Consider the following 23,123-nt stretch of genomic DNA (forward strand, 5'->3'; position numbering starts at 1 on the left):
TTTCCTTGTACGAAAAATCAAGATAATACAATTTTATCTCCTGCTCCGCAGCTTATAATAGGAGGTTTGAACTTCCTTCAGAGTTAATACCTTTTATTTAATTCTATTATGAATTTTTCATATAGTGAATTAATTACTTAATTTTCATTCTTTATGGGTGTCAAAATACTTGGATTTACAACAAAAAACCGCGCTATGCGCGGTTCCAGCTTCGTTAATATGTCGTCAGTCATAAACATATGCCTATTATTGCAAGTATTCAAGCGCCAGTGCTAAAAAAATATGCCCTGAGACGAGCAATGCCCGCTCATCAAAATCAAAGTGAGGATGGTGATGAGCAAAATGCGTTCGTTCATCCTCATTGCGTGCACCCACATGAATGAAGGCTCCCGGTCGATGCTCCAAATAATAAGCAAAATCCTCTGCTCCCATGACCGGCTTCAAATCCAAAAAAGCGTCTGCTCCATACAGTCTGCCGATGAGCTCGCGTACACGTTCCGTTTCGGCTTCGGCATTCACCAAAGAAGGATAGCCATTCAGATAGTCAATTTCGTATCCGGCATGATAAGCCTCAGTCAACCCCTTGACGATACTGCGAATTTCATTCTCGACTTCCTTACGCACTTCCTTATTAAACGTACGTACGGTGCCTTCAATTTTAGCCTTATCTGCAATCACATTAAAGGCAGTTCCAGCTTGAAATACCCCAATCGTTAACACTGCTGATTCAATAGGGTCCACCCTGCGACTAACCACCTGCTGCAACCCGTTCACAATTTGACTGCCGATAACAATAGAGTCCACCGTCTGATGCGGTCGTGCGCCATGCCCGCCTTTACCGTTGATCTGGATCGTAAACGCGTCGACAGCCGCCATCGCAGGCCCACTCTTTAATCCAATTTTACCAAAAGGAATTTCAGATGCGAGGTGAATACCATATACCGCCTCTACCCCATCCAGACAGCCATCCTCAATCATAAACTTGGCTCCGCCAGGCGGTTTTTCTTCCGCATGTTGAAAAATAAACACAAGCTTTCCCTTCAGCGCCTCACGGTTATGGCTCAACACGCGTGCCACTCCAAGTAACGCAGCCGTGTGACCATCATGTCCGCAGGCATGCATAACACCCGGAACGGTCGATTTATAAGGCACATCCTTTTCATCCTGAATGGGAAGTGCATCAAAATCAGCACGAAATGCAATCGTTCTACCTGGCTGACCGCCTTCTAAAAACCCGAGCACACCGTTTCCACCCACATTCGTTCTTACCTCAATACCAAAAGAGCGCAATTGATCGGCGATAAATACAGACGTATTCGTTTCTTCAAAAGACAGCTCGGGATGCTGATGTAGATGTCTTCTCCACGCAATCAGCTCTTGTTCATCATCTTTTAATTCCTGAACCCATTTATCTAGCATACTACCCTCTTTTACTATTGAATTTATATACTTCTATCCTTATCTTACCATGAACGGCCTGTAGAATGTAGCTCTCTTATCATGCCGATAGCAGATCAAAGGAAGGGGTTGAACCTAGGCCGGGTAATGACAAGCGGCATAATGTCCTGTGCTAATCGCTGTCAGCTCAGGTGCTTCCTCACGACAACGCGAGGTCGCTAGTGGACAGCGGGTATGAAAACGACAGCCGGATGGCGGCTTCGCAGGCGAAGGAATCTCACCTTGTACCGTAATTAGCTCCCGACGGTTTTTCGGATTTGGGTTAGGTATCGAGGCAACAAGCCCCCGGGTATACGGATGGGCAGGATGCCTGAACAACTCGTCACTTGGCGCAATTTCTACAAGTTTCCCCAAGTACATAACCCCTATCCGATCTGAAATATGGCGGACAATGTGCAATCCGTGTGCAATAAACAAATAGGTTGTATCCAGCTTACGCTGTAAGTCCTGAAGCAGATTGACAATTTGTGACTGAACGGAAACATCCAAAGCCGACACTGCCTCATCCGCCAAAATAAACTGCGGTTGCAGAGCAATGGCACGGGCTATCCCGATTCGCTGCCGCTGTCCTCCCGAAAATTCATGCGGAAACCGAGTAACCAGCGAAGGTGATAATCCAACAGCGCTCAGGAGTTCTTCCACCCGTTCCTGCTTTGCCTTGCCATACAACCCTTCATGAACCGCAAGCGGCTCCCCTATGATATCTCCCACATTCCACCGTGGATCAAGTGATCCGTAGGGGTCTTGAAAAATCATCTGCATATCACGGCGAACGGATCGCAACTCAGAATTTCCTAAACGTGTCAGCTCCCGATCCTGGAACCATACCTGCCCTGAGGTCGGACGTTCCAGCTGCATCAGCAGCCGGCCTAAAGTAGACTTACCGCTGCCGGATTCTCCGACCAATCCAAAGGTTTCGCCCTGCCGGATTGAGAACGATACATCATCCACCGCCCGGATCGAAGCACCCGTCCGACCGGGAAAGCTTTTTTTCACCGGATAATACTTGCGAATTCCATCCACTCTAAACAAGTCCTGCTTGTTCTGGACGGTTTCCGTGATAGTCTCATTGGATTTAGGGGAGTTCTTTACCTGTACGCCATGACTGCTCACCTTAGCCCCATCAACAGCAGATACGTTCGTCAATTCTTCCTTTACTTCGGTTGCCTTTGCAACAGCATTTGCCGTGATCTGCCCTTTCATCGATAGCTCTGTAATATGCCACTCGTCGGAGGCAGCCAATTGCTCCGAATGCCAGCAAGCTACCTCGCGTTCATCCTTGGTTGCCAGCGGTGGCGCTTCGTTTTTGCATTGATCTGTCGCATGCGGGCAACGCGGGTGAAACAAGCAGCCGGAAGGCAATGCACTCAGGCTCGGAATTGCCCCCGGGATCGAAAACAGCTTGCTGCTGCGATCTGTATCCAGTGTTGCCACCGAACGAAGCAACCCTCTAGTGTAAGGGTGCAATGGCAGCTCGAACAGTTCTTCCGTTACTGCTTGCTCCACAACTCGACCGGCATACATCACAACAATTCGATCCGCAACCTCTGCGGCAATACCCAAATCATGCGTAATCAACAGAATCGACATGTTGAATTCTGTCTTTAATTCCTGAAGCAATTGCAAAATTTGTGACTGAATCGTTACATCCAGCGCCGTCGTTGGTTCATCCGCTATTAGCAGCTCAGGGCCACATGAAAGTGCCATTGCAATCATCGCCCGTTGCAGCATCCCACCGGACAGCTCTCCGGGGTACTGCTTCATACGAATTTCCGGTTCAGGAATCCCTACCCTGTTCAGCAAATGAACCGCATGAGCCCATGCTTGCTTTCGTGTCTTCCGGTCATGCTCCATGATGATTTCTATCAGCTGATACCCGATAGTGTACACCGGATCAAACGCCGACATCGGCTCCTGAAATACCATCGCCATCTTTTTACCACGAAGTGAGCGTAATTCCTGCTGTGACAAAACGGTCAAATCTATGCCCTGCAACCGTATTTGTCCTTGGGCAATTCGTCCGTTCTCATAATCGATTAGCCGCATAATCGCCTTGGAGGTAATCGTTTTTCCGCTGCCAGATTCACCGACGAGGCAGACCGTTTCTCCCGCCCTGATCGTCAGTGATACGTTGTCGAGTGCTTGCAGCAAACCTTTTTTAGTATGAAAATCGACCGACAAATGTTCAATCTCCAGCAATGATGACAAACGAACTCCCTCCTTCTATAGCACTTAAGAATAGGCTTCCTGATGCTAGTTTGCGTTCTTTTTCGGGTCCAACTGGTCTCTCAGCTTGTCGCCCAAAATATTGACTGACAACACAAACAACGTAATGGCTAGGCCAGGAAAGGTACATATCCACCAAGCTACTGTCAAATATCCTCGTCCTTGAGACAATACTGTTCCCCAATCTGGAATTTCCTTTACCGTGCCAAGTCCCAGAAAGCTTAATCCCGATCCGGCCAAAATAGCGCTACCGATGCCAAGCGTCGCCATCACGAGCAAAGGGGACAAGGAATTAGGAAGCACATGACGCCAAAAGATGCCGAAAGGTGTAACTCCGATGGAACGCGAAGCAATGACGTAAGAACGTCCTTTTATACTCATGATTTGGCCTCGCATAACTCTTGCATAACCGGGGACAGCAGATATGGCTACCGCCAGCACAATATTGAACAAGCTTGGGCCAAGAGCCGCCGCAATCGCCAAAGCCAGCAGAATTCCGGGAATAGTCATCAAAATATCAATAAATCGCATCAGTATCGAATCCACTGTACCGCCAATGTAACCTGAGAGCGCACCAATAATTCCACCCACCAGACCGCCGACGAGTACCGACATGAAGCCAATAAACAGAGAATCCCGACTTCCGTGAACAACCAGACTGAATACATCCCGCCCAAAATAGTCCGTTCCGAACCAGTGAGAAGCACTTGGGCCTTGTAAAATATGGTCGCTTAACATTTCTGTGGGTGCATAAGAAGCAATCCATTGTGGAAACGCCGCACAGACGATTACGAACACAATAATCAGTCCCGCCGCATATACGAACCCATCCGACACTCCACCGAGCCGCCACCTTCCAGTTTGCCGAGCTACCCGCAGCTTTCTTTCCTTCCAAATTGTTTTGGCAGCCATTGTTTCTCTCAACCGACTTCCTCCTCCCTGAATCCTTCCGGCTTACGCCGAGCGTCTAACCCTTGGATCAATGAACGTATACGATATATCCACCAGTAGATTTACGATCACATACATGATGGCAGAGAACAATACAACTCCCTGCACAACTGGTAAGTCTTTAGCCATAATTGCGTCCGCAATTAAACGCCCAATGCCTTGCCGTGAAAATACCGTCTCACTCACAACTGCTCCGGCCAGCATTTCTCCCATTAGCATCCCGATCATCGTTATCGCTGGAATCAACGCATTGCGTAGCGCATGGCGATACATAATAACCTTCTCAGACAAACCCTTGGAACGGAGCGTTACGATGAACTGCTCATTAATGACTTCCAGCATACTGTTACGCACCATTCTGACAATGAACCCTGCACCGACAATGCCCAAAGTGAGAGACGGAAGCACAAGAGTTTTCCAACCGCCCGAGCCCATAGCAGGCAGCCATCCCAAGTGAATGGAGAAAATAAGCAACAGCAGAATGCCTGACCAGAATGTGGGCATAGAAATGCCGAACAATCCAACGATTCGTGCGATGATATCAATCGGCTTATCCCGATGAATGGCCGACAGCACTCCGAGCAGGACACCGATAATGACCGAAATAGCAGAACCGGCAAGCGTCAGCGCCAGTGTAGGCGGGAGATTGACCCATATTTTAGGCAGCACCGGATCAGCATTGAGCAGTGATTTTCCAAAATCACCTTGTAGCAGATTTCCGAAATAGTTCAAAAACTGAACATGAAAAGGCTGATCCACTCCCAGCTTATGACGCAAATTGGCGATCATCTCTGGCGTGGCCGTTGAAGGGTCAAGAATCGAATCTACCGGGTCCCCCGGGAGCAGATACAAAATGCTGAATACCAAAATACAGGAACCCAGAATGACCAACAAAGAAGTAACCAGTCTTTCTGCAACAGCTCTGATCATAGCCCACACTCCTTCCCTACTGGATGGTCCCCAGAAATTATTTAGCAATACTATTTTTGAATACGCACATCGTTAAAGAGCGGATAACCCACTAAATCGAATTTGAGACCCTGCACTGACTTGGCTGCTCCAACCGTATAAGGGAAAACATAAATCGGAATGATGACGGCCTGATCACGTATTAGCTGTTGCACCTTTTTATAAATCTCCTCCCGCTTGGCATCGTCCTGTTCAATAGCTCCCTGCTCCAACAGCTTGTCGACCTCTGGATTGGAGAAGTTAGGCAGTGTAGGCCGCTGATTTGTTGCCGCTGTGTGGTAAAAAGCATATAAAGCGTTCGGGTCCACATTGACCTGGCTATTTCCGTAGAAATCATAGTTTCCGTTCGTATATACAACTGTTGCAATATCCTTGGTAATTTCAATCTTCACATCAACACCGATTTTCTTCAGCTGCTGCTGAATAATGGCTGCAATGTCGTTCCGTTTTTCACGGTTCGGAGTGCCGTCTACATAATGCAGCGTAAGACGTTGTCCATCCTTCACCCGAAAACCATCCGTTCCCTTAGCCCACCCCAACTCATCCAGTAACTGATTGGCCTTGTTAAGATCAGGCTGCAAGCCGTTTTCCAGTGATTTATCATATCCAAAAATACCTGGAGTGAGTGGCGACCAAGCCTGTTCATAAGTTCCTAGATACAGCGTTTTGACGATCGTCCCCACATCAATACCATATTGCAATGCCTGCCTCGCCTTTAATTCATTCCACGGTGTCTTCTTTTGGTTAATGAACAGTGTATATGGCAATCCTAGGGTATTGACCTGCAACAATTGGAAATTAGGGTCACTCTTCAACGTCAAAATGTTCTGCGGTGGGACGGTTTCAGCGGCCAAAGCCTGCCCACTCTGCACACTGCCGATCCGGGTCGCCTCCTCCGGAACAATTTTAAAGGTCACGCTGTCCAAATACGGCGCTCCCTGATTCTCAATAGTTTCCGGTGCCCATTTGTAATCCGGGTTACGTTCGATTTTGATTTCTGCATTTTCGTCCCATTTTACAAACTTAAAGGGGCCTGTACCCACTGGATGCTTACCGAATTGATCTCCATATTTTCTAACTCCTGCTGGCGAAACAATGGCTACAGCCGGAACACTTAAATTGCTCAAAAATGCCTGCGATGGTCGTTTCAGATTCAATTTAATCGTGTATTCGTCAATCACCTGTGAGGATTCATAGGGAGCCAGCAAGTTAGCGGCATTACCTACTACGGCTTGCGGATCAATAATCCGATCATAGCTAAATTTGACGGCTTCCGCATTGAACGGAGTTCCGTCATGGAACTTAACATCCTTGCGCAGCTTGAATGTATAGCTTTTTCCATCCTCGGAAACGCTCCATTCGGTTGCCAGCCAAGGCTTAATCGTATTGTCCGGTAGCTTTACCACCAAGTTATCGAATATCGCACGATATACCCGAGATGCTACTGCCAATCCACTCTTATGCGGGTCCAGTGAATCCGGCGATGTTGCCAGTGCATAGGTAAGATCTCCACCTTCTGCAGCTTGCCCGCCTCCCGCTGCATTCGCCTCAGTATTCGTAGAATTGGCCCCGCTATTACCCGAGCATGCCGATAAGACCAGCACCATCGACAGGGTTACAGCTACCATTTTTGCAAATCGACTTGTTCGTTTCACCTAAAAACACTCTCCGATCTGATGGGTGATGTTATGATTACATTGCATTATTGGAGCCGATGTTTCATTGTTGATAATTCCAATCAGATATATATGAATTATGTTAATAACTGTATACCTGCGTTTTTATAGTGTCAATGCAGGTTCTAATTGGAATGCTCTATAGATGGATAGAAGACTTGAATTGACAACAAAAAAGAGCCGATAGGATACTCTCCCCGACTCTTTTTCATTACTTACTTTCTATTTCGAATTTTTCAGGTATTGAAAAACTGACTGATATTCCCTCTTACCGGATGTGTCTGTTCCCTGTACTCACCTTTCGTATAGCTTCCAATCACCTTACGCCAAAAGGACTGTGCCGGCCTATTCGTGCTCATTTGGGTCACCTTCCAACGTCCGTTAAAACGTCCAAACAGCTCATGAGCCGCCCAAGTCCCAACCCCATTATGCCGATAAGGACGAAGTACAAAGAACTCAGCCATGTAGTAGTCAGCTTCTCGATTGCTGGACATTCGGTCAACGAGTGCAAAACCCACAGGAATATCCTGTCTCCAAATCAGAAAAGGTAGCTTCTGTTCACCGCTCGTCCAATATTGATACAAGTCTGGATAAGCCGGGAATGTCCCCTTCTCAGTGACATCAATTCGAAGATAGGCTGTAAAATCATATAAATAAAATTGCATGAGCTGTACAATAATGTCCTTTTGCGACTCCGGTACACTCTTAATAGATAGCTTCAGTTCCGATTTGATATTATACCCCATACTTTCACCTCTCTTGGCGGTTCAATCTGTTCTTTAACTTCGAATTACATCCCATCCAGTGCTGTTCAAAATATGCTAAAATACATATATATTATGACCGGACGAGGTGGAACTCAATGAATATACAAAAGATCATCGACCGGCGCAAACTAGATGAAAAAATGCCGGGATTACCATGGTACGTGCAGCAATTTATGGATTATAAGCTGCCCGACCTGTCCCCTTCCACATTACTAGAATATGTGCGGGATTACGAAGCTTTCTTTTCATGGCTTCGCGCGGAAGGCTTGTCCACCGGAGAAACGAATGCCCAAGTTACACTGGAAGAGTTGGAGACACTTCATATGGACAGTATTACAGGCTTTCGATTATTCCTGTCTACTAAGCGCGAAGGCTCCAACTCCCGTATTACCATTTCACGTAAGCTATCGTCTCTGCGTTCGCTTTTTCATTATTTAAGTCAGATCGCTGAGGATGAAAATTTTTATCCGTTGCTCAAACGCAACATTATGGCTAAGGTCGAAATCAAGCGTATACATAAACCCAAGGATACGGCGGCTAAGCTTAAAGGTAAAATACTGGAAGAGGAAGAACTGCTTGAATTCATCGGTTATATTTATGAAGGCTATGGTCAAGATTTGGCCGATAACAAGCAGGCTTTATACTCCTATGAACTAAATAAGGAACGGGATGCCTGCATCGCCAGCCTCATTCTGAACTCAGGCCTGCGCGTATCTGAAATCGTCAATCTGAATCTGGACGATTTAGACATAAACAATAAACTATTATATGTGTACCGCAAAGGCAATAACGACGAAACCTTTAAAACGCCGGTGTATTTCCGCGAGCAATCCAAAGATGATCTCGTACTTTATTTGTCCCTGAGACATACCCGTTACCGCGCTCCAAAAAAAGAAAAGGCTCTCTTTGTCACACGTCCTAACGGCAGTACAGAAGGCAAACGAATGACCAAAAGAGCGATTCAGGCAATGATCATTAAGTACGCCAAACGGTTCGGCAAGCCTTACCTTACCGTGCATAAGCTTCGTCATTCCTTTGCTACTGACTATTATTTACAAAATGATATTTACAAAACAAAGGAACAGCTGGGGCACGCTTCGACAGAAACAACAGAAGTGTATGCTCACCTGACTGACAAAACCATGTCTCAGGCGATCGAACGGCGGGTAGAGACTCTAACCGACTCAGCCGATTGATGTCTCACCCCTGCTCATTCCTCATTCCTTCTATCTGCTTTTGAATCTGTTCGAGTAGCCAGCGGCCTGCGGGTCCGTTGGCCTCGGCAGGATATATCTGTATCATTTCATCTGAGTAGTGACCTTGAGCCCAATCCATTTGATGCTCCCAAACCGCTACTCCCTGTACATTTGTCAGCTTATCGGTAAGCTGAGCATCCGATTGTTCCCGCACCATGACCAGCTTCGGATAATCCTCTTGCTTGAAGCCTTCTAGCAACACACAATCATAGGCCTGAAAATGCCGGATCAGTCCGGTGACAGGCTGACTATTCTCCTCTAAAATGGCTGTTCTTCCAGCCGAAACAATAGCTATGCCTTCAGCACCCGCCTGTCGGTGCTTGAACGTATCTGTACCCTCATGATCCATTTCAAATTCATGTCCATCATGCTTAATCACTGCTACGCGTAGACCTGACTTCTGCACATAACGAATCAATCCTCCGAGAAAGGTCGTTTTTCCCGTATTTTTGAATCCGACGATTTGACATACAAATGGATGTTTCGTATTCACGTCACCTGTCCACCTTGTAACACCAGTACACGCACCTCTTCACCTTCGCGTAATCCTTCTGTTGTGGGAGGAATCACGATCAGACAGTCGCTGTCCTTAATGGTCACCATGACACTGGATTCATCTACTCGCGCAGGAATCGCGTATACTTGTCCACCACGTATCTCCAGAGAGCTGCGTACAAAGCGTGTATAGTTGTTTACCTTCATATAATCTGCGCCTAACTTCGCCGTCCAGGTTTGTAAATATGGATGTGCCGAAGATAACATCATTTGGATCGTCGGCCGTACAAACAGCTCACAGCCTACAAAGCACGCACCGGGGTTGCCTGAAAGCGCAAATAACAGCTTGCCGTCAATTACTGCGGCTGTGGTCACACTTCCTGGACGCATCGTAACCTTGTTGAACAGCATATTCACATCTTCTTGTCGTACCAGATCACCCATAATATCAAAATCCCCCACCGATACTCCTCCACTCGTGACCACGATATCATAGGCATCTATCGCTTCACGTACAGAAGTACGGGCAAGGCTCAAATCATCATGAATGGCTTGTAAAATAAACGGCTCTCCTCCTGCCTCTCTAATTTGAGAAGCCAACATATATGTATTACTGTTTCGAATTTTCCCCGGTTGTAACGGCTCATCCACTGCAAGTAATTCCGATCCTGTAGAAAATACGGCCACCCTTGGCTTCCTGTAAACAGGTACCCGGTGTACTCCAAAAGTAGCCAGTACCGAGATGTGCCCTGCTCCCAGGCAGGTTCCCTTACTAAGCAAAAGCCGACCTTCCTGAATCTCATGACCAATCTGTGTCACATTTTTGCCAACTTCTATACGCTTCTTCAAGCCGACATATGTCTGTGCGTTTTCCTCACGCAGCTGTGTCGCTTCCAGCATGACAACCGTGTCCGCTCCTTCAGGTAATTGCGCTCCTGTCATGATGCGGGCAGCCATTCCAGTCTCCACCCGCTTGTCCGATACGGTGCCACATGGAATTTCATCAATCACATGTAGCCAGATTTCCTGACCGGATGAGCACACTTCGGTGTCCGAGCCTAGGATCGCATAACCGTCCATACCTGACCGACGAAAACGGGGATACGGGTGTGGTGCGGTCAAATCCATCGCCAAATAACGTCCATGCGCCTGCTCCAGCTCTACGTCTTCCCTTTCACCCTGTTTAACATAGCTAGCTATCCTGCTTTGTGCCTCTTCCACCTGAACTGCTTTACGCTGGAATTTTTCTGCGTTTAATGATGTATGATTCATAATCTCACTCCGTTCTTCTAAAATGCCCTCTTTCTGTTATAACGCTAAAACCGTTATCTGGCAAATCGGGAGGGGGTGTTTAGATCTTCGACTTCGGTTGCTTTTACCCCTATTGACAGTCTAAGTATGTATGGCAATAAAAATAACCCGTGAATTCCACGGGTCATTTCCATAACTTTATAAGTGCTTCAAGCTTATTATGAGAAATAGAGCAAGTGAAGTCAGATTCTTCGAATCGTACCTCCAAATGCGTTAGACTCGATCTCACAAAACCAAGTCGTGATAGCTGAAAAGCTTCCTTGCAAGTCTGTGTGGTTAGCCCGATCGTATAAAAGCAATGCCCCAAATTGAAAACGCGGTACTTCATCAGTTCTTTTCTTTTTTCTTAAGCTCAGCCGGTATCGGTTTAGCACCAAATACTGTTTTTTCATTTTTGGTAGATTCGTTAGCGTATTTTCCCAGTCTTATATTTAAAACTCTCGCCAATCTCTTATCCATTTTCGTTCACCTCCTTTCCATAACGGAAGAATGCTGAATGCTTGAATAGCTAAAGCTAAGCATATTATGTGGGACTGTATAAAAAAATTCACTGCGCAAACCAAAACACATACCGTTTTATAATATTTGTGGTTATTGGTCTTATGAATATAAATAAAATGATTGGGTGCATAAACTAAAAACACTAATATTGAACAAGCATTAATAATTGAAATTGTAGATAAATTTAAAGAGACGAAGGGTATAGTTACACATATTACCGTTGTAAAACAGACACAAAATGTAAGATTGCTGAAGTGTGCCCCTCCTGAAAATCTTCTTACAAACATGATAGTAACCAGAGCAAATAACGATCCCCAAAAATGCCCGGTCATCCAAGCGATAACCGCAACCATTAGTATTGATGATACTTCGGTAATTTTTATACCAAGCGCATACTCCATCACTTCTACACTTGTTGGACCATCAGGATCAGCTTTTTTTATTTCCGTTGCGATGTACCTTGATAGCGCTTCTAGCACCCTCGTAATCTCCTCTCTCTGAAAAGAAATACGACAAGCCGAAAGTAAGCAATGAAATGGATAGTAATCCTATGGTATTTGAGCTATAGAGCATATACAAAGTAATAAAAATGGTGGCAGCTGATATTAGAGCACCTAGAATCAACAGCTTATTTAGGGACGATAAGTAATTTTCAGCTCTTAAAAAATCATGTGGGGGCTGAATTATAAACGAGAATCCAAAGTTATATTTTCCCATCACAAAAGAAATAAAGTACGCAATAATAATAGAAGATAACTGAATAACGTAAATAGAAGAGCCAGAAGTATCATTAATAGCACCTGGTTCTGCTACTCCAAAAAAATACGCAAACAGAAATACAAAAAGTTGTAAATTAATGTAGGCCGTTAGACCAGAACCAGCAGAAAAAGCTGCTAGATGGGTTTTGATCCCTAAACCAAATCTAAAAAAGATAACCATTAACAAATACTGAAGCGGCAAATCTAATTTAGGCAAGCCTATAACTTCCCTCATTAGAAAGGAAAACAAAGCTATGCCAATTGCATAAAATAATATTTTTCTACGATATTCCCTCACGGGAAGCATATAAAGCTTTAAGACCAAAATAACAGCGGCCAAAGCATCGAATACACCAAGTGATATATATAAAAAAGCAGATAACACAGATACACCATCCTCTTATTTCGCCTGTTGTAATTGTATATTTTACTATTAGATGTGGCAATGAAATAATCTAGTAAACTGGTAATATTTGTTTTTATGTAAGGTAAATATTTATTTTTGTCATCAAAAAATATAAAAAGAACGATTTTAAAATCGTCCTCTTGTTGCAGTTTTAGCCTGGAACCTTCTGAATTATCTATCTGGCATCATCCTTTTGTCGAGCTGCTCAAGTACAAGCGGCCAAGCCTGCTCATGTTGGTTTCTTGAATTCTCGTCTGGTAAACCTGCATGCGTTAAGTAAAGATGCGTGCCATTACCGCGAGGTTTAAGCTCAACAGTGAGAACTGTTTCAGCTCCCTTGGTACCGCCTTCGCCAGTAACCCAAGTCAGCTCGATAAGTCTGTTTTGCTCAAGTCTTAGAAATCTTCCGTAATGTGGATGACGCTTCCCCTCAAAATGCGTTTCGAAAAAGAAGGTCATGTTCACTTCAGCCTCCATTAATACTGATCCTGGGGCTGCAAACCAACTGTCAAACCGCTTCGTCCAAGCCTGATACAGGACATTCGGAGAACACTCCATTTTTCGTTCCACCATTAGATTAAATGGTCTTTGTGAAAGATCTGGCCAAGAAATAGATAGTACCATTTAATTTTCAATCCCTTCAATCAAACAAAGTTTTGATTATCTCTACATTATTATATCCATAAAAGTGTAGGTTTGGCTGTGCCGCTAGATGATCACCAACGTCATCTCTAAAAATAAAAAAAGGAACTGTGCATCAGTACCACAGTTCCAAGAATCTTTTGTTTTCAAATAAATTGACGATACCCATTATCGTCGACTTCGTCGGCTAATTTTACCTGAACCGCTACGTGTTTTGGGCTTACTATAAGATTTACGCGGCGAATCAAATATGCTGGAACCGCCACTGTCGCTCCGGTCACGTGAAATCGAGCCTCTGCTCGGTGAACTGCTGGACCCTCTGTCGAACAAACTTCCGCTTGATCCAACGCTAGAATCCGAGTTCTTTCCTCTACGGGTAACCGAACCTTTCCGCTCCACCGTAATCGGCGGAATCGCCTTTTTCTCCTGCACCGTAGGAGCACGATATTGGCCCTGAGAAGGTCGGTATACATCTCTGCTGGAGTAGCCTCGATAGGAGCCTGAACCACGCAATGAATCAAACAGAGCATCCAGTACAGTTGCGGTTAAGTATCCTTTTAGAAAGCTTGAACTGTAATTTTGTTCGACATACTTTTTACTGTCAATTTCAATGAGTGTATCTTCCTTCTTAGCTGGATCTTGCTGCAAATGGTACCACTCATCGCTATATACCAGAAACATCCGCTCATTGCTCTGCGGTGACATTTGTTCCGGTGTACGCTGTTCTTTCAATTCCTCCGCTACTTCCGGGACTGTCTTGCCAGCTGCCCGGTATACATACGAGGTCGAGTTTCCGCTGCCACTAACCGATTCCAACGGATACGTATCTTTTACACTTGGCGCGCCGCAGCCGCTTAACACGGATACGAACAAGCTCAGCGCCACAATGACCTTTAATGCATACTGCCAGGTGCGTTTGCTCATGTGTAACCCTCTCCTAGCTCGCCCGAATAACCCTGACGTCTCCGGTAATCACTTCTTCTCCTTCATAAAGCATAAAGCGACCGTCCTGCCACTCTACCCGCAACAGATGGTAATCATCAGACTGGTACTGCCACACATGCTGCTCTCCACCCTGTCGGAAAGGAGCACGGCCCATGACGGTAACATGCCCAGAATACTGCTCCTCCAAATGATACGTTGTATCATCCAGCTCTAAAATGGTCGGCACTTCCTCGGGGTTGTCAAGTCTGCCGTCGATGGCCTGATATAGTCCGAATTGCAGTGTTTCCCGTTCCTCAATATGAAGATAACTGACTTGATTACCATCCTGAAGCGTCAAAACAACGGCATTCCGGGCACGATTATGTACACGACCTACCACTTCATAGGTGACAAGCGACACTTCACAGATATCACCTGGATTTAAGTGAAGCATGCTTTTCTCTGCTTTTGGCGGCTCCGGCTTAGCAAATAGATTTGAAATTCGTTTCCACACACCCATGGTTATATTCCTGCCTTTCTTAGCCTAGAAGCATGCTGTAATGATCAAGGCGCCAACCAGATGCAGCGCTCCTGAAAACAGACCGAAACCAATTTTACCTTCCTGTGTACCTTTATCCAGATCAAACTGAGCCCAGTACCGCAACAGCAGACGTACAATAACTTCCAAAACAAGCAGGATGACAAAGGCGATCACAGAATACACAAGCGCTTCGAGCAAATTATTAGCTGTAGCGATAGAGCCTGACAAGATATAGCCTTGTGCAACTAACTTCATAATCATTCGTACCGTTACGGCCATATTTCCAGCCTTCACTTCGGCAAAATCCTTATACTTCGTAAATAAAGAGTCGACATACATTAATGCGAAGATCAAAATTGCCCCCGCACCAGTCCATACAAGCATTGCTTTCATCGTTTCTAAAAAATGCATTTCATACCATCCTCCACATCTTCTTGACCTTCATATAATGTTTTACGCCTCCAGGCAGGGAAAAGCGAAGGAGAAAACGTTTCTCCTTCGCTTCCTGAGCAATCACCCTTGGCGGCACTGCTAAAATGTTCTTATTTATTTTCGTATTGCTTCAACAAAGCGGCAAGCTCATCGTCCACGGCGCTTTTCTTATCCAGCTCCTTGAACTCCTCATCCAACGATTTTTCCTTAGAAGACATTTCGTTGCTCGCTTCGGCACGTGCTTCTGCTTGCAGCATTTTTTCTTCCATACGCTTCAATCCGGCAGTTGCCGTATCAGAGCTAAAACCGTTCATAGCTTTGTTAATTTCAGTTTGCGCTTTAGCTGCATTATAACGAGCAACCAGTGTCTCGCGCTTGTTTTTCATTTCTGTCAGCTGTCTGCGCATTTCATCCAGCTTGCCACGCAGGTTATCGGCTGCAGCTTTGTTCTGTTCGTAACCAGCTTTGAACTCATTCATTTTTTGTTCAGCAGATTTCTTTTCTTCCAGCGCGCGACGAGCCAGATCTACATTTTGTGCTTTTGCAGCGGTATGTGCCTGTTCTTCGCGTTTCTTTACCAAAGCAGCCTGTTCTTCGTATTGCTGTTTGAATCTCTTTTCAATAGCAATTTGAGCGGCTACCGCTTTCTCTGCATCTTCCAGGTCCTCTTGCATATCACGAATGTATTGATCCGTCATTTTAATTGGATCTTCTGCCTTGTCAATAATGGCGTTAATGTTGGACATCGTAAGATCTCTTAATCGTTTGAAAATAGACATGTGAAGTTCCTCCTAGAGTTGAATGCTTAAATTTTAAGCTCTGTACACATGTTTACGCAAGCTTTGCAAAGAGGGTTTCAAAAATATCTAAAAGCCGCGCAAATAAGGCTCTGGGATGTCGGCCTGTACTTTTAGCTCCCGCGATGCATGCAACGCCCAATAGGGATCACGCAGCATGGCACGGCCTATTGCTACCAGATCAGCTTCTTTCTGCTGAACAACCCGACGGGCGTCCTCATAATCATCCAGTAAGCCAACAGCAATTACAGGTACATTCAGCTTTTCACGGATGGTATGAGCCAAATCCACCTGATAGCCGGCACGCGCAGACGGGCCTCCGCCAGAACCAATCGGACCCTCACCACCAGAAGAGATATGGAAAATGTCCACACCCGCATCACGATATCGTTCCCCTACGCCTGTTATGTATTCCACATTATATCCATCCTCGACGTATTCTTTGGCAGAAATCCGCATAAGCACAGGCATATCAGCAGGAAGAACCTCTTTAACAGCATGTATGACCTCAACACCGAACAGTGACAAATCCTGCCCATATTCATCTTCTCTGGCATTTGTTAAAGGCGAATGAAATTGATGGATCAGATAGCCGTGAGCGCCATGTATCTCGACCGTGTCAAAACCTGCTTCCACCGCGCGGCGCGCGCCTTCTTTGTATGCCTGAACCAGTTCCCTGACTTCAGCTGTCTTTAAGGCGTGCGGCTCTTTAAAGCGTTCGCTAAAAGGAATCGAGGAAGGACCCACAGGTTGCTCAGCATCTTCAGCCTTGCGTCCAGCGTGGCCTAGTTGAATGCCAATTTTGGCACCATACTTGTGAACTTCCTCTACAATCTTACGATATGCAGGAATATGTTCGTCACTCCAAATACCCAAATCACGATCTGTAATACGTCCATCTGGATGGACCGCTGTCATTTCCACAATAATAAGTCCAGTGCCTCCTACTGCCCGGCTCACATAATGGACATGATGCCAATCCGTTGGATTTCCGTCCTTGGCCTCCACGCTGTATTGGCACATCGGGGGCATGACAATCCGATTTTTTAAAGAAAGCCCCTTTAATTGATAAGGAGTAAACAAGTCGGTCACTTTTATCCATCCTTCCTTCAATTCCATGTCTGTATAATTATGAATTGCATCCCCATTATACACCAGCTGTCACGGTATACCGAATTCGTTGTAAGGCTAAAACTTGCGAAAATGCTCCTGTTTTCGGTCATGTTTAAGAGAATATGTACGTTTAGCTCCATCATCTTCATTGATAATCGTTTCATCGTGGACTTCTTTCCAGTCGTTTATGAGCCGAACTTGGTAACCAGCATATTTTTAATAGGACAGGTACATAATAGTCGAGAGCACCACTAGGTATCACTGCACGGAAAGGGGGGATACATATGCCGTACAGGGGAGTGTTGCCAGGCTTGGCACTGTTACTAGCATTTTCAAGTTTACCCGTTCACGCGGATGCGCCTCCCAACATCGGAACGCCCCATCCCAAGGAAGCAACTGTTGCTTCTTCTGTACAACAGAGCATAGATCGAGCAACTCCTACATTAGCAATGCTGCGAAAAAAACATGCGGACATTTTTAAAATGTGCGGCCCACACACCCGCCAAATTGCCCTAACCTTTGATGATGTGCCCGATTCTAGGTATACGCCGCAGGTTTTGGACGTATTACACGCCAATGGCATCAAAGCTACATTTTTCATCGTCGGTCACCGTGCGGAAAAGCATCCGGGGATCATACGCCGTATTATCCGTGAAGGCCATGCTATAGGAAACCATTCCTATACTCATCCGGATTTTAGGAAGGCCACACCAGAACGCTTTCGCAACCAGATTACAAAAACAGAACGTATTTTACAAGCCAGCGCAGGTTTTCGCCCCAAGTTGATTCGTCCACCCTACGGTGAAATCACGGAGCCTCAAATCCAGTGGGCACGTCGTCATGGCTACATGATTGTCAATTGGAATGTAGACTCTCTCGACTGGAAGGGACTAAGTAAAACACAAATTCAGCGCAATGTGATCCCAGCTACTGGGCCTGGCTCTATTATTTTAATGCACGCAGGTGGAGGTCAAAGTTCCAACTTGCAAGGCACTGTCCAAGCTCTGCCGGGTCTAATTCACTCTCTAAAAGCTAAGGGCTACAAATTTGTGACAGTCCCCCGGCTACTCCACACATCGGAACAGAAATAACCATATGTTTAGGATTGAGCTACAAGCTAAAGCAACGTAAAAAGGCTGTCTTACCAGCAGAAGTTTTCTGCTCGTCAAGACAGCCTTTTTTATGGATAGGACCTGATAAGAGTCTGACCTAGTTATATGCGGTAGGATACAGGCATTAAGTTTACATAATATATATTATGTTTAATTAAACCGTATATACGTATAATGCTATTTATCAATAACGTACAGCTTCACATTTTGAAATCCAAAGTCGTTCACAAATGATTTGTTGCCAGGAATAAAGATATCAATCCGTTTTCCTGTAATAGCGCTGCCCTGATCGCGAGCGACAGCTACAAAAGAATGATCCGGCAAACCTGGGTGGGAATAGCCTGTAACCAGCACTTTCGTGCCCATCGGAATGACGTTCGGGTCTACCGCAATTGTACCTAGTTTAAGTGGATTGCCGTAGTAGTCCACTGCTCCCCATTTACCATTCTCATCGGCTGCGGCAGAATACGCAGTAGCCTTAACGTCAACTATTTTGCTATAGTTAAATGTTTTGCCCCACGCTTCAATCGTTGGCCCCTCATTCGCTGGTGCTTTCTCCGTAAGAAGCTGAGGCTTCGAATCCGAAGCTGCATTCACACTTTTTTCACCAGGTACCTTAATTTGCAGACCTGCATATATATTGTTAGAGGCAATGTTTGGGTTCGCCTTCGTCAGCTCGTCCACTGATACTCCATAACGTTGAGCAAGCAAAAAGAAGGTATCGCCATCTTTGGCAGTATGAAGCGAAGCAGCATCCGCTACTCCAGCTGTCTGTGCCAGCCCTGCAATGGCTGCGGCAAGCACCGCAAATTTCATGGTTTTTCCAATATGTTTTAGATGTTTCAAAGATATGTACCTCCTCTGTTATGCCTGCGAAGTTAGCTGTCGGATTCGGACTCAGGAGAAGCCCTATGCTTGTGCAATTCACCCCTAGGCATATTCCATATCGTCTTATGACGTTTCGGAAAGACTGCCGTTGTTACGTCCCCCGCACTTCCCATAGTTTGGGCCCAGCATTCAGCGTTTGTCATAACCGCATGCTGTCCCGGTAAGTTTTGGCTTACTGCATAATATCACAATTTTGTAACCTTATCCGCATGAAAATGTTGGGAACCTTGAACATCATACTATACTCGTTACAATTTTGTCACCAAGAAATCGATATTTGTTACGAAAATATGGTGAAATGGTGACAAAAAAAGAAAAAGCCCTCCGTCAAACGGAGGGCTTTTTTATAGCTCATATCAGCACTTTCTTACAATACTTTGGCAAGAAAATCACGGGTGCGATCATGGCTTGGAGTACCAAATACCTGCTCTGGTGTACCTTGTTCCACAATTTGACCGTTATCCATAAAGATGATTCGATCGCCTACCTCGCGGGCAAAGCCCATTTCATGCGTCACGATTACCATGGTCATGCCGCCTTCGGCGAGCTTCTTCATTACATCCAGAACCTCTCCAACCATTTCAGGGTCCAATGCAGAAGTCGGCTCATCGAACAGCATTACGTGCGGCTGCATGGCCAAAGCACGCGCAATCGCAATACGTTGCTTCTGACCACCGGATAGCTGGTTCGGATAGGTATTCTTCTTATCCTCAAGCCCTACGGTACGCAGGAGTTCTAGCGCAATTTTTTCCGCTTCCTTCCCTGACTGTCTTCTAACCTGCGTTGGTGCTAGCGTCAGGTTCTGCAACACTGTTTTATGCGGGAACAGATTAAAATGCTGGAACACCATCCCCATCTTCTCCCGGGTTACATTAATATTATGACCACGAGCTGTAATCGGCTCGCCCTCAAACAAAATCTCCCCGTCCGTAGGCTGTTCTAGCAGATTCATGCAACGTAAAAACGTACTCTTCCCCGAACCGCTGGGACCGATGATGACGACGACTTCACCTTTGGCGATATCTATATCAATGCCTTTTAAAATCTCATTCTTGCCGAACGATTTACGCAGTTGTTTAACGGTGATCACTGGCTCTCAACTTCCTTTCCCATAAACCCAGCAGCTTAGACAAGCTGAATGTCATTACAAAATAAATAGCGGCTGCGATTACGAACGGACTTAATCCTTCGTAGGTAATGTTCTTAATGACTTGGGCCTGATACATAATATCCACCATCCCAATGGTCGAAATAATGGATGATTCTTTAATGATCGTAATAAACTCATTACCGATAGCAGGCAAAATAGATTTAAACGCTTGCGGTAAAATGACATGACGCATAGCTTTGCCTCGTCCCATACCCAATGAACGGGCAGCCTCCATCTGTCCACGGTCTACTGCCTGGATACCTGCACGGAAAATTTCAGCCAGATATGCCGAGCTATTCAGAGATAATGTGATTATACCAGACTGGAGTGGAGTAAAATTGACACCCAGCGTCAAAGCAACCCCGTAGTGAATAATCATGAGTTGCACCAGCATAGGTGTGCCACGCAGTATCTCTACATAAGTGGTACCTAACCACTCAATGATGCGTACTCCACTCATACGTAGCAAGGATATGATCAGACCAATGATGAATCCGAACAGTACTCCGAGCGCAGACAGCAACAAGGTGTAGCCGATACCCGTAGCGTATAAACTGCGGTATTTCCAAAAAATATCTACAATGTTATTAGAAGAAACCTGACGATCCGCAGAAAGTGCACTCGCTTCCGTGGAAAACTTCTCAATCGACCCGTCTGCTTTCAGGCGGGCCAACGTTTTATTTACAGAAGCAAGCAATTCTGCATTCCCTTTACGGATACCTACAGCTGTTTCTGCTCCCGCATCCTCAGGCACAGCCTTGGCAAGGGTTACGGTACCGTCTAACGTGTATCCTTTAGCAACCGTATCTTCGATCACGACAGCGTTCACACGCTGGGTCCGCAGCTGGAGTACCAGGTCAGATATTTTATCCAGTGAAGTTACAGAGGCATTGGGCACTTTTTGAGCAATCTCTTCCTGAATACTTCCCTTTTGTGCTCCGATCTTCTCGCCTTTCAAAGCATCCATCGTCGGATATTTGTCTTTATCCTCTGGGCGTACCATGATGACTTGCTTGGAGCGATAGTATACATCCGAAAAATCAATACTCTTTCTGCGTTCATCCGTTGGTGTCATACCGGACAGTACCAAGTCTACACGACCACTTTGCAGAGCAGGCAGCAAAGAGTCAAAACTCATGTCTTCAGGGACCATCTCCGCATCCAAATCTTTGGCGATTTCCTTGGCGATATCCACATCGAACCCAACAATGGTATCCTTACCGTTAATGACTTTATGAAACTCATACGGCGGAAAGTCGGCACTCATGCCCACTACAAGTTTTTTCTGTGGCTTTGCTTCCGTTCCGTATGCATTGAGCATGGGAAGACCAGTCAACAGCAAGATAACCGCCGTCAAAACCAGGGCGGTAAAACGATATGCCTTTTTCAATCTTTTTTTCTCTCCTTAAATTCTTTATAATAAATAAGATTGTGTCATTATAAATGAATATGCATGATTATGCAATGAATGTTATAGTACAATTTCAGCATACCTAACGCAGTACCTACATTACAGCTTATATAAAGGAGTTTTCAGCATGGATTTTAAACAGACCATTCAACAGACCATTGAGCAGCATGCCCCACGGTTTAAGGACATTTCGTTATATATTGGCGCAAATCCTGAACTTGGAAACGAGGAATTTCTGGCCGCTGCCCGTTTAAAAGAAGAACTGGTTTTTCACGGATTTGAGGTCCAGGCACCTGTATTGGGCATAGAAACAGCCTTTATTGCAACTTACAAAGCTGCAAAACCCGGGCCGGTTGTCGCTTTTCTGGCAGAATATGACGCTCTGAAAGGTCTAGGACACGCCTGTGGGCACCATTTGATATGTATGATGAGTACTGGTGCTGCCGTCGGCCTCAAGTCGATCATCGACGAAACTGGTGGAGAAGTACGGGTATATGGCACACCTGCCGAAGAAACACGCGGTGCAAAGGTCCCTATGGCCGCTGCCGGATTGTTTGATGATTGCGACATAGCACTTATGACGCATCCTTATGACCGTTACGAAAAATCAGGCAAATCACTGGCGATTGATGCTGTACAATTCGAATTTTTTGGTCAATCTGCTCACGCGGCTGCCAGCCCGCACGAAGGCATTAACGCGCTGGACGCTGTGATTCAAACGTTCAATGGCATCAATGCGTTCCGTCAACAAGTAAAAAGTACAGTGCGTATCCATGGGATCATTAACCAGGGTGGGCAAGCAGCCAATATTATTCCTGATTACGCCTCAGCCCAATTTTATGTAAGAGCGGCTACACGTCAAGAACTGAACCCACTGACTCGCCGTGTTATTCAAATTGCTGAAGGAGCTGCTTTACAGGCCGGGTGTCGTTTGGAGACCTCCAATTATGAGACTTCTTATGATGAAATGGTCACGAACCGTGTACTTTCCGATGCGTTTACCGCAAATTTGGTGCAGGCTGGCATTTCACAAGAAGATATAACGGAAGGCGAAGATCACGGCTCCATGGATATCGGAAATGTATCGCTTCATTGCCCTGCTATCCATCCTTACATTCAAGTTATTGACGAGAAGCATGCCTTGCATACACCAGAATTCCGCGATTTGGCGATACAGGACCGGGCCATGGAAGGAATGCTGCTGGCTGCGAGAACTTTGGCATGGACTGCTTGCGATGTAATCACGAATCCTGAACTGCTAGCCCGGATAAAAAAAGAATTCGCTCTGCTGAATAACGAACGCTAAATCTTAATTCCGTGTTCTTTCAGAAAGGAGTAG

The 23,123-nt window shown here is 45.6% G+C and carries 23 protein-coding genes and 1 riboswitch; of the genes, 3 read left to right on the plus strand and 20 right to left on the minus strand.

All coding sequences use genetic code 11. The features are described from left to right. Positions 1-246: 246 nt before the first annotated feature. The 6 genes from NSS66_RS06720 to NSS66_RS06745 form a co-directional block, all read right to left on the minus strand. The gene (locus NSS66_RS06720) at positions 247-1,419 is read right to left on the minus strand and encodes a M20 metallopeptidase family protein (RefSeq protein WP_340958625.1); all 1,173 of its coding nucleotides are present in this window, start codon (positions 1,417-1,419) and stop codon (positions 247-249) included. A 114-nt stretch (positions 1,420-1,533) separates the two neighbouring features. Then, positions 1,534-3,666 carry an ABC transporter ATP-binding protein gene (locus tag NSS66_RS06725; RefSeq protein ID WP_340958626.1) on the minus strand — a complete coding sequence of 711 codons (2,133 nt, stop codon included), beginning with the start codon at positions 3,664-3,666 and terminating at the stop codon, positions 1,534-1,536. A 45-nt stretch (positions 3,667-3,711) separates the two neighbouring features. Continuing rightward, the gene (locus NSS66_RS06730; RefSeq protein WP_023988939.1) at positions 3,712-4,608 is read right to left on the minus strand and encodes an ABC transporter permease; all 897 of its coding nucleotides are present in this window, start codon (positions 4,606-4,608) and stop codon (positions 3,712-3,714) included. A gap of 30 nt (positions 4,609-4,638) precedes the next feature. Next, positions 4,639-5,565 (minus strand): ABC transporter permease, encoded by a 927-nt coding sequence (locus NSS66_RS06735; protein WP_076265280.1) that lies wholly within the window; start codon positions 5,563-5,565, stop codon positions 4,639-4,641. 50 nt (positions 5,566-5,615) lie between these two features. Next, the gene (locus NSS66_RS06740) at positions 5,616-7,232 is read right to left on the minus strand and encodes an ABC transporter substrate-binding protein (protein ID WP_340958858.1); all 1,617 of its coding nucleotides are present in this window, start codon (positions 7,230-7,232) and stop codon (positions 5,616-5,618) included. A 284-nt stretch (positions 7,233-7,516) separates the two neighbouring features. Then, complete coding sequence (locus NSS66_RS06745) at positions 7,517-8,026, minus strand: GNAT family N-acetyltransferase (RefSeq protein WP_023988942.1); 510 nt, start codon at positions 8,024-8,026, stop codon at positions 7,517-7,519. A 116-nt stretch (positions 8,027-8,142) separates the two neighbouring features. On the opposite strand from NSS66_RS06745, the gene xerS reads away from it, so the two are divergent. Further along, positions 8,143-9,243 carry a tyrosine recombinase XerS gene (gene xerS / locus NSS66_RS06750; protein ID WP_023988943.1) on the plus strand — a complete coding sequence of 367 codons (1,101 nt, stop codon included), beginning with the start codon at positions 8,143-8,145 and terminating at the stop codon, positions 9,241-9,243. Positions 9,244-9,247: 4 nt separating this feature from the next. On the opposite strand, the gene mobB is transcribed toward xerS, so the two are convergent. From mobB to NSS66_RS06805, 11 genes are all read right to left on the minus strand, one after another. Next, positions 9,248-9,796, minus strand: a complete 549-nt coding sequence (gene mobB, locus NSS66_RS06755; RefSeq protein WP_069080608.1) for a molybdopterin-guanine dinucleotide biosynthesis protein B — start codon at positions 9,794-9,796, stop codon at positions 9,248-9,250. Continuing rightward, the gene (locus NSS66_RS06760; protein WP_053325587.1) at positions 9,793-11,070 is read right to left on the minus strand and encodes a molybdopterin molybdotransferase MoeA; all 1,278 of its coding nucleotides are present in this window, start codon (positions 11,068-11,070) and stop codon (positions 9,793-9,795) included. Before NSS66_RS06760 ends, mobB begins: the two co-directional genes overlap by 4 nt. 366 nt (positions 11,071-11,436) lie before the next feature. After that, positions 11,437-11,568, minus strand: coding sequence for a hypothetical protein (locus NSS66_RS06765; protein WP_263364475.1), 132 nt, complete (start codon positions 11,566-11,568; stop codon positions 11,437-11,439). Continuing rightward, positions 11,541-12,089 carry an accessory gene regulator ArgB-like protein gene (locus NSS66_RS06770; protein WP_071558668.1) on the minus strand — a complete coding sequence of 183 codons (549 nt, stop codon included), beginning with the start codon at positions 12,087-12,089 and terminating at the stop codon, positions 11,541-11,543. Before NSS66_RS06770 ends, NSS66_RS06765 begins: the two co-directional genes overlap by 28 nt. After that, complete coding sequence (locus tag NSS66_RS06775; protein WP_340958627.1) at positions 12,040-12,753, minus strand: hypothetical protein; 714 nt, start codon at positions 12,751-12,753, stop codon at positions 12,040-12,042. Before NSS66_RS06775 ends, NSS66_RS06770 begins: the two co-directional genes overlap by 50 nt. Before the next feature lie 192 nt (positions 12,754-12,945). Then, positions 12,946-13,398 carry an SRPBCC family protein gene (locus NSS66_RS06780; protein ID WP_340958628.1) on the minus strand — a complete coding sequence of 151 codons (453 nt, stop codon included), beginning with the start codon at positions 13,396-13,398 and terminating at the stop codon, positions 12,946-12,948. Between the two features lie 186 nt (positions 13,399-13,584). Further along, the gene (locus NSS66_RS06785) at positions 13,585-14,340 is read right to left on the minus strand and encodes a DUF4247 domain-containing protein (RefSeq protein ID WP_023988948.1); all 756 of its coding nucleotides are present in this window, start codon (positions 14,338-14,340) and stop codon (positions 13,585-13,587) included. Between the two features lie 13 nt (positions 14,341-14,353). Further along, entirely contained in the window at positions 14,354-14,860 is a 507-nt protein-coding gene (locus tag NSS66_RS06790) for a DUF4178 domain-containing protein (protein WP_076159561.1), read from the minus strand. A gap of 24 nt (positions 14,861-14,884) precedes the next feature. Next, complete coding sequence (locus NSS66_RS06795; RefSeq protein WP_013310484.1) at positions 14,885-15,292, minus strand: DUF350 domain-containing protein; 408 nt, start codon at positions 15,290-15,292, stop codon at positions 14,885-14,887. A gap of 131 nt (positions 15,293-15,423) precedes the next feature. Continuing rightward, entirely contained in the window at positions 15,424-16,092 is a 669-nt protein-coding gene (locus NSS66_RS06800; RefSeq protein WP_013310486.1) for a PspA/IM30 family protein, read from the minus strand. 87 nt (positions 16,093-16,179) lie between these two features. Beyond that, positions 16,180-17,202 carry an NADH:flavin oxidoreductase/NADH oxidase gene (locus tag NSS66_RS06805; protein ID WP_023988950.1) on the minus strand — a complete coding sequence of 341 codons (1,023 nt, stop codon included), beginning with the start codon at positions 17,200-17,202 and terminating at the stop codon, positions 16,180-16,182. Between the two features lie 305 nt (positions 17,203-17,507). Here NSS66_RS06805 and NSS66_RS06810 point away from each other — a divergent pair, with 305 nt between their 5' ends. Continuing rightward, complete coding sequence (locus NSS66_RS06810; RefSeq protein WP_028541698.1) at positions 17,508-18,314, plus strand: polysaccharide deacetylase family protein; 807 nt, start codon at positions 17,508-17,510, stop codon at positions 18,312-18,314. A 198-nt stretch (positions 18,315-18,512) separates the two neighbouring features. Here the strand turns inward: NSS66_RS06810 and NSS66_RS06815 are convergent, their stop codons facing one another. The 3 genes from NSS66_RS06815 to NSS66_RS06825 form a co-directional block, all read right to left on the minus strand. After that, positions 18,513-19,181 (minus strand): 3D domain-containing protein, encoded by a 669-nt coding sequence (locus NSS66_RS06815; protein ID WP_023988952.1) that lies wholly within the window; start codon positions 19,179-19,181, stop codon positions 18,513-18,515. 6 nt (positions 19,182-19,187) lie between these two features. Then, positions 19,188-19,356, minus strand: a riboswitch (cyclic di-AMP (ydaO/yuaA leader). Positions 19,357-19,590: 234 nt separating this feature from the next. Next, on the minus strand, positions 19,591-20,313 hold the full coding sequence (locus NSS66_RS06820) for an amino acid ABC transporter ATP-binding protein (RefSeq protein ID WP_013310491.1): 723 nt from the start codon (positions 20,311-20,313) through the stop codon (positions 19,591-19,593). Further along, a complete protein-coding gene (locus NSS66_RS06825) occupies positions 20,300-21,763 on the minus strand; it encodes an ABC transporter substrate-binding protein/permease (RefSeq protein ID WP_023988953.1) in 1,464 nt (487 codons plus the stop codon). The genes NSS66_RS06820 and NSS66_RS06825 overlap by 14 nt, the downstream gene beginning before the upstream one ends. A 148-nt stretch (positions 21,764-21,911) precedes the next feature. Between NSS66_RS06825 and NSS66_RS06830 the strand changes: the two genes are divergently transcribed. Further along, a complete protein-coding gene (locus tag NSS66_RS06830) occupies positions 21,912-23,090 on the plus strand; it encodes a M20 family metallopeptidase (RefSeq protein ID WP_340958629.1) in 1,179 nt (392 codons plus the stop codon). Positions 23,091-23,123 lie beyond the last annotated feature (33 nt).

The sequence above is a fragment of the Paenibacillus sp. FSL R10-2748 genome (assembly GCF_038005565.1).
Taxonomy (GTDB): domain Bacteria; phylum Bacillota; class Bacilli; order Paenibacillales; family Paenibacillaceae; genus Paenibacillus; species Paenibacillus polymyxa_B.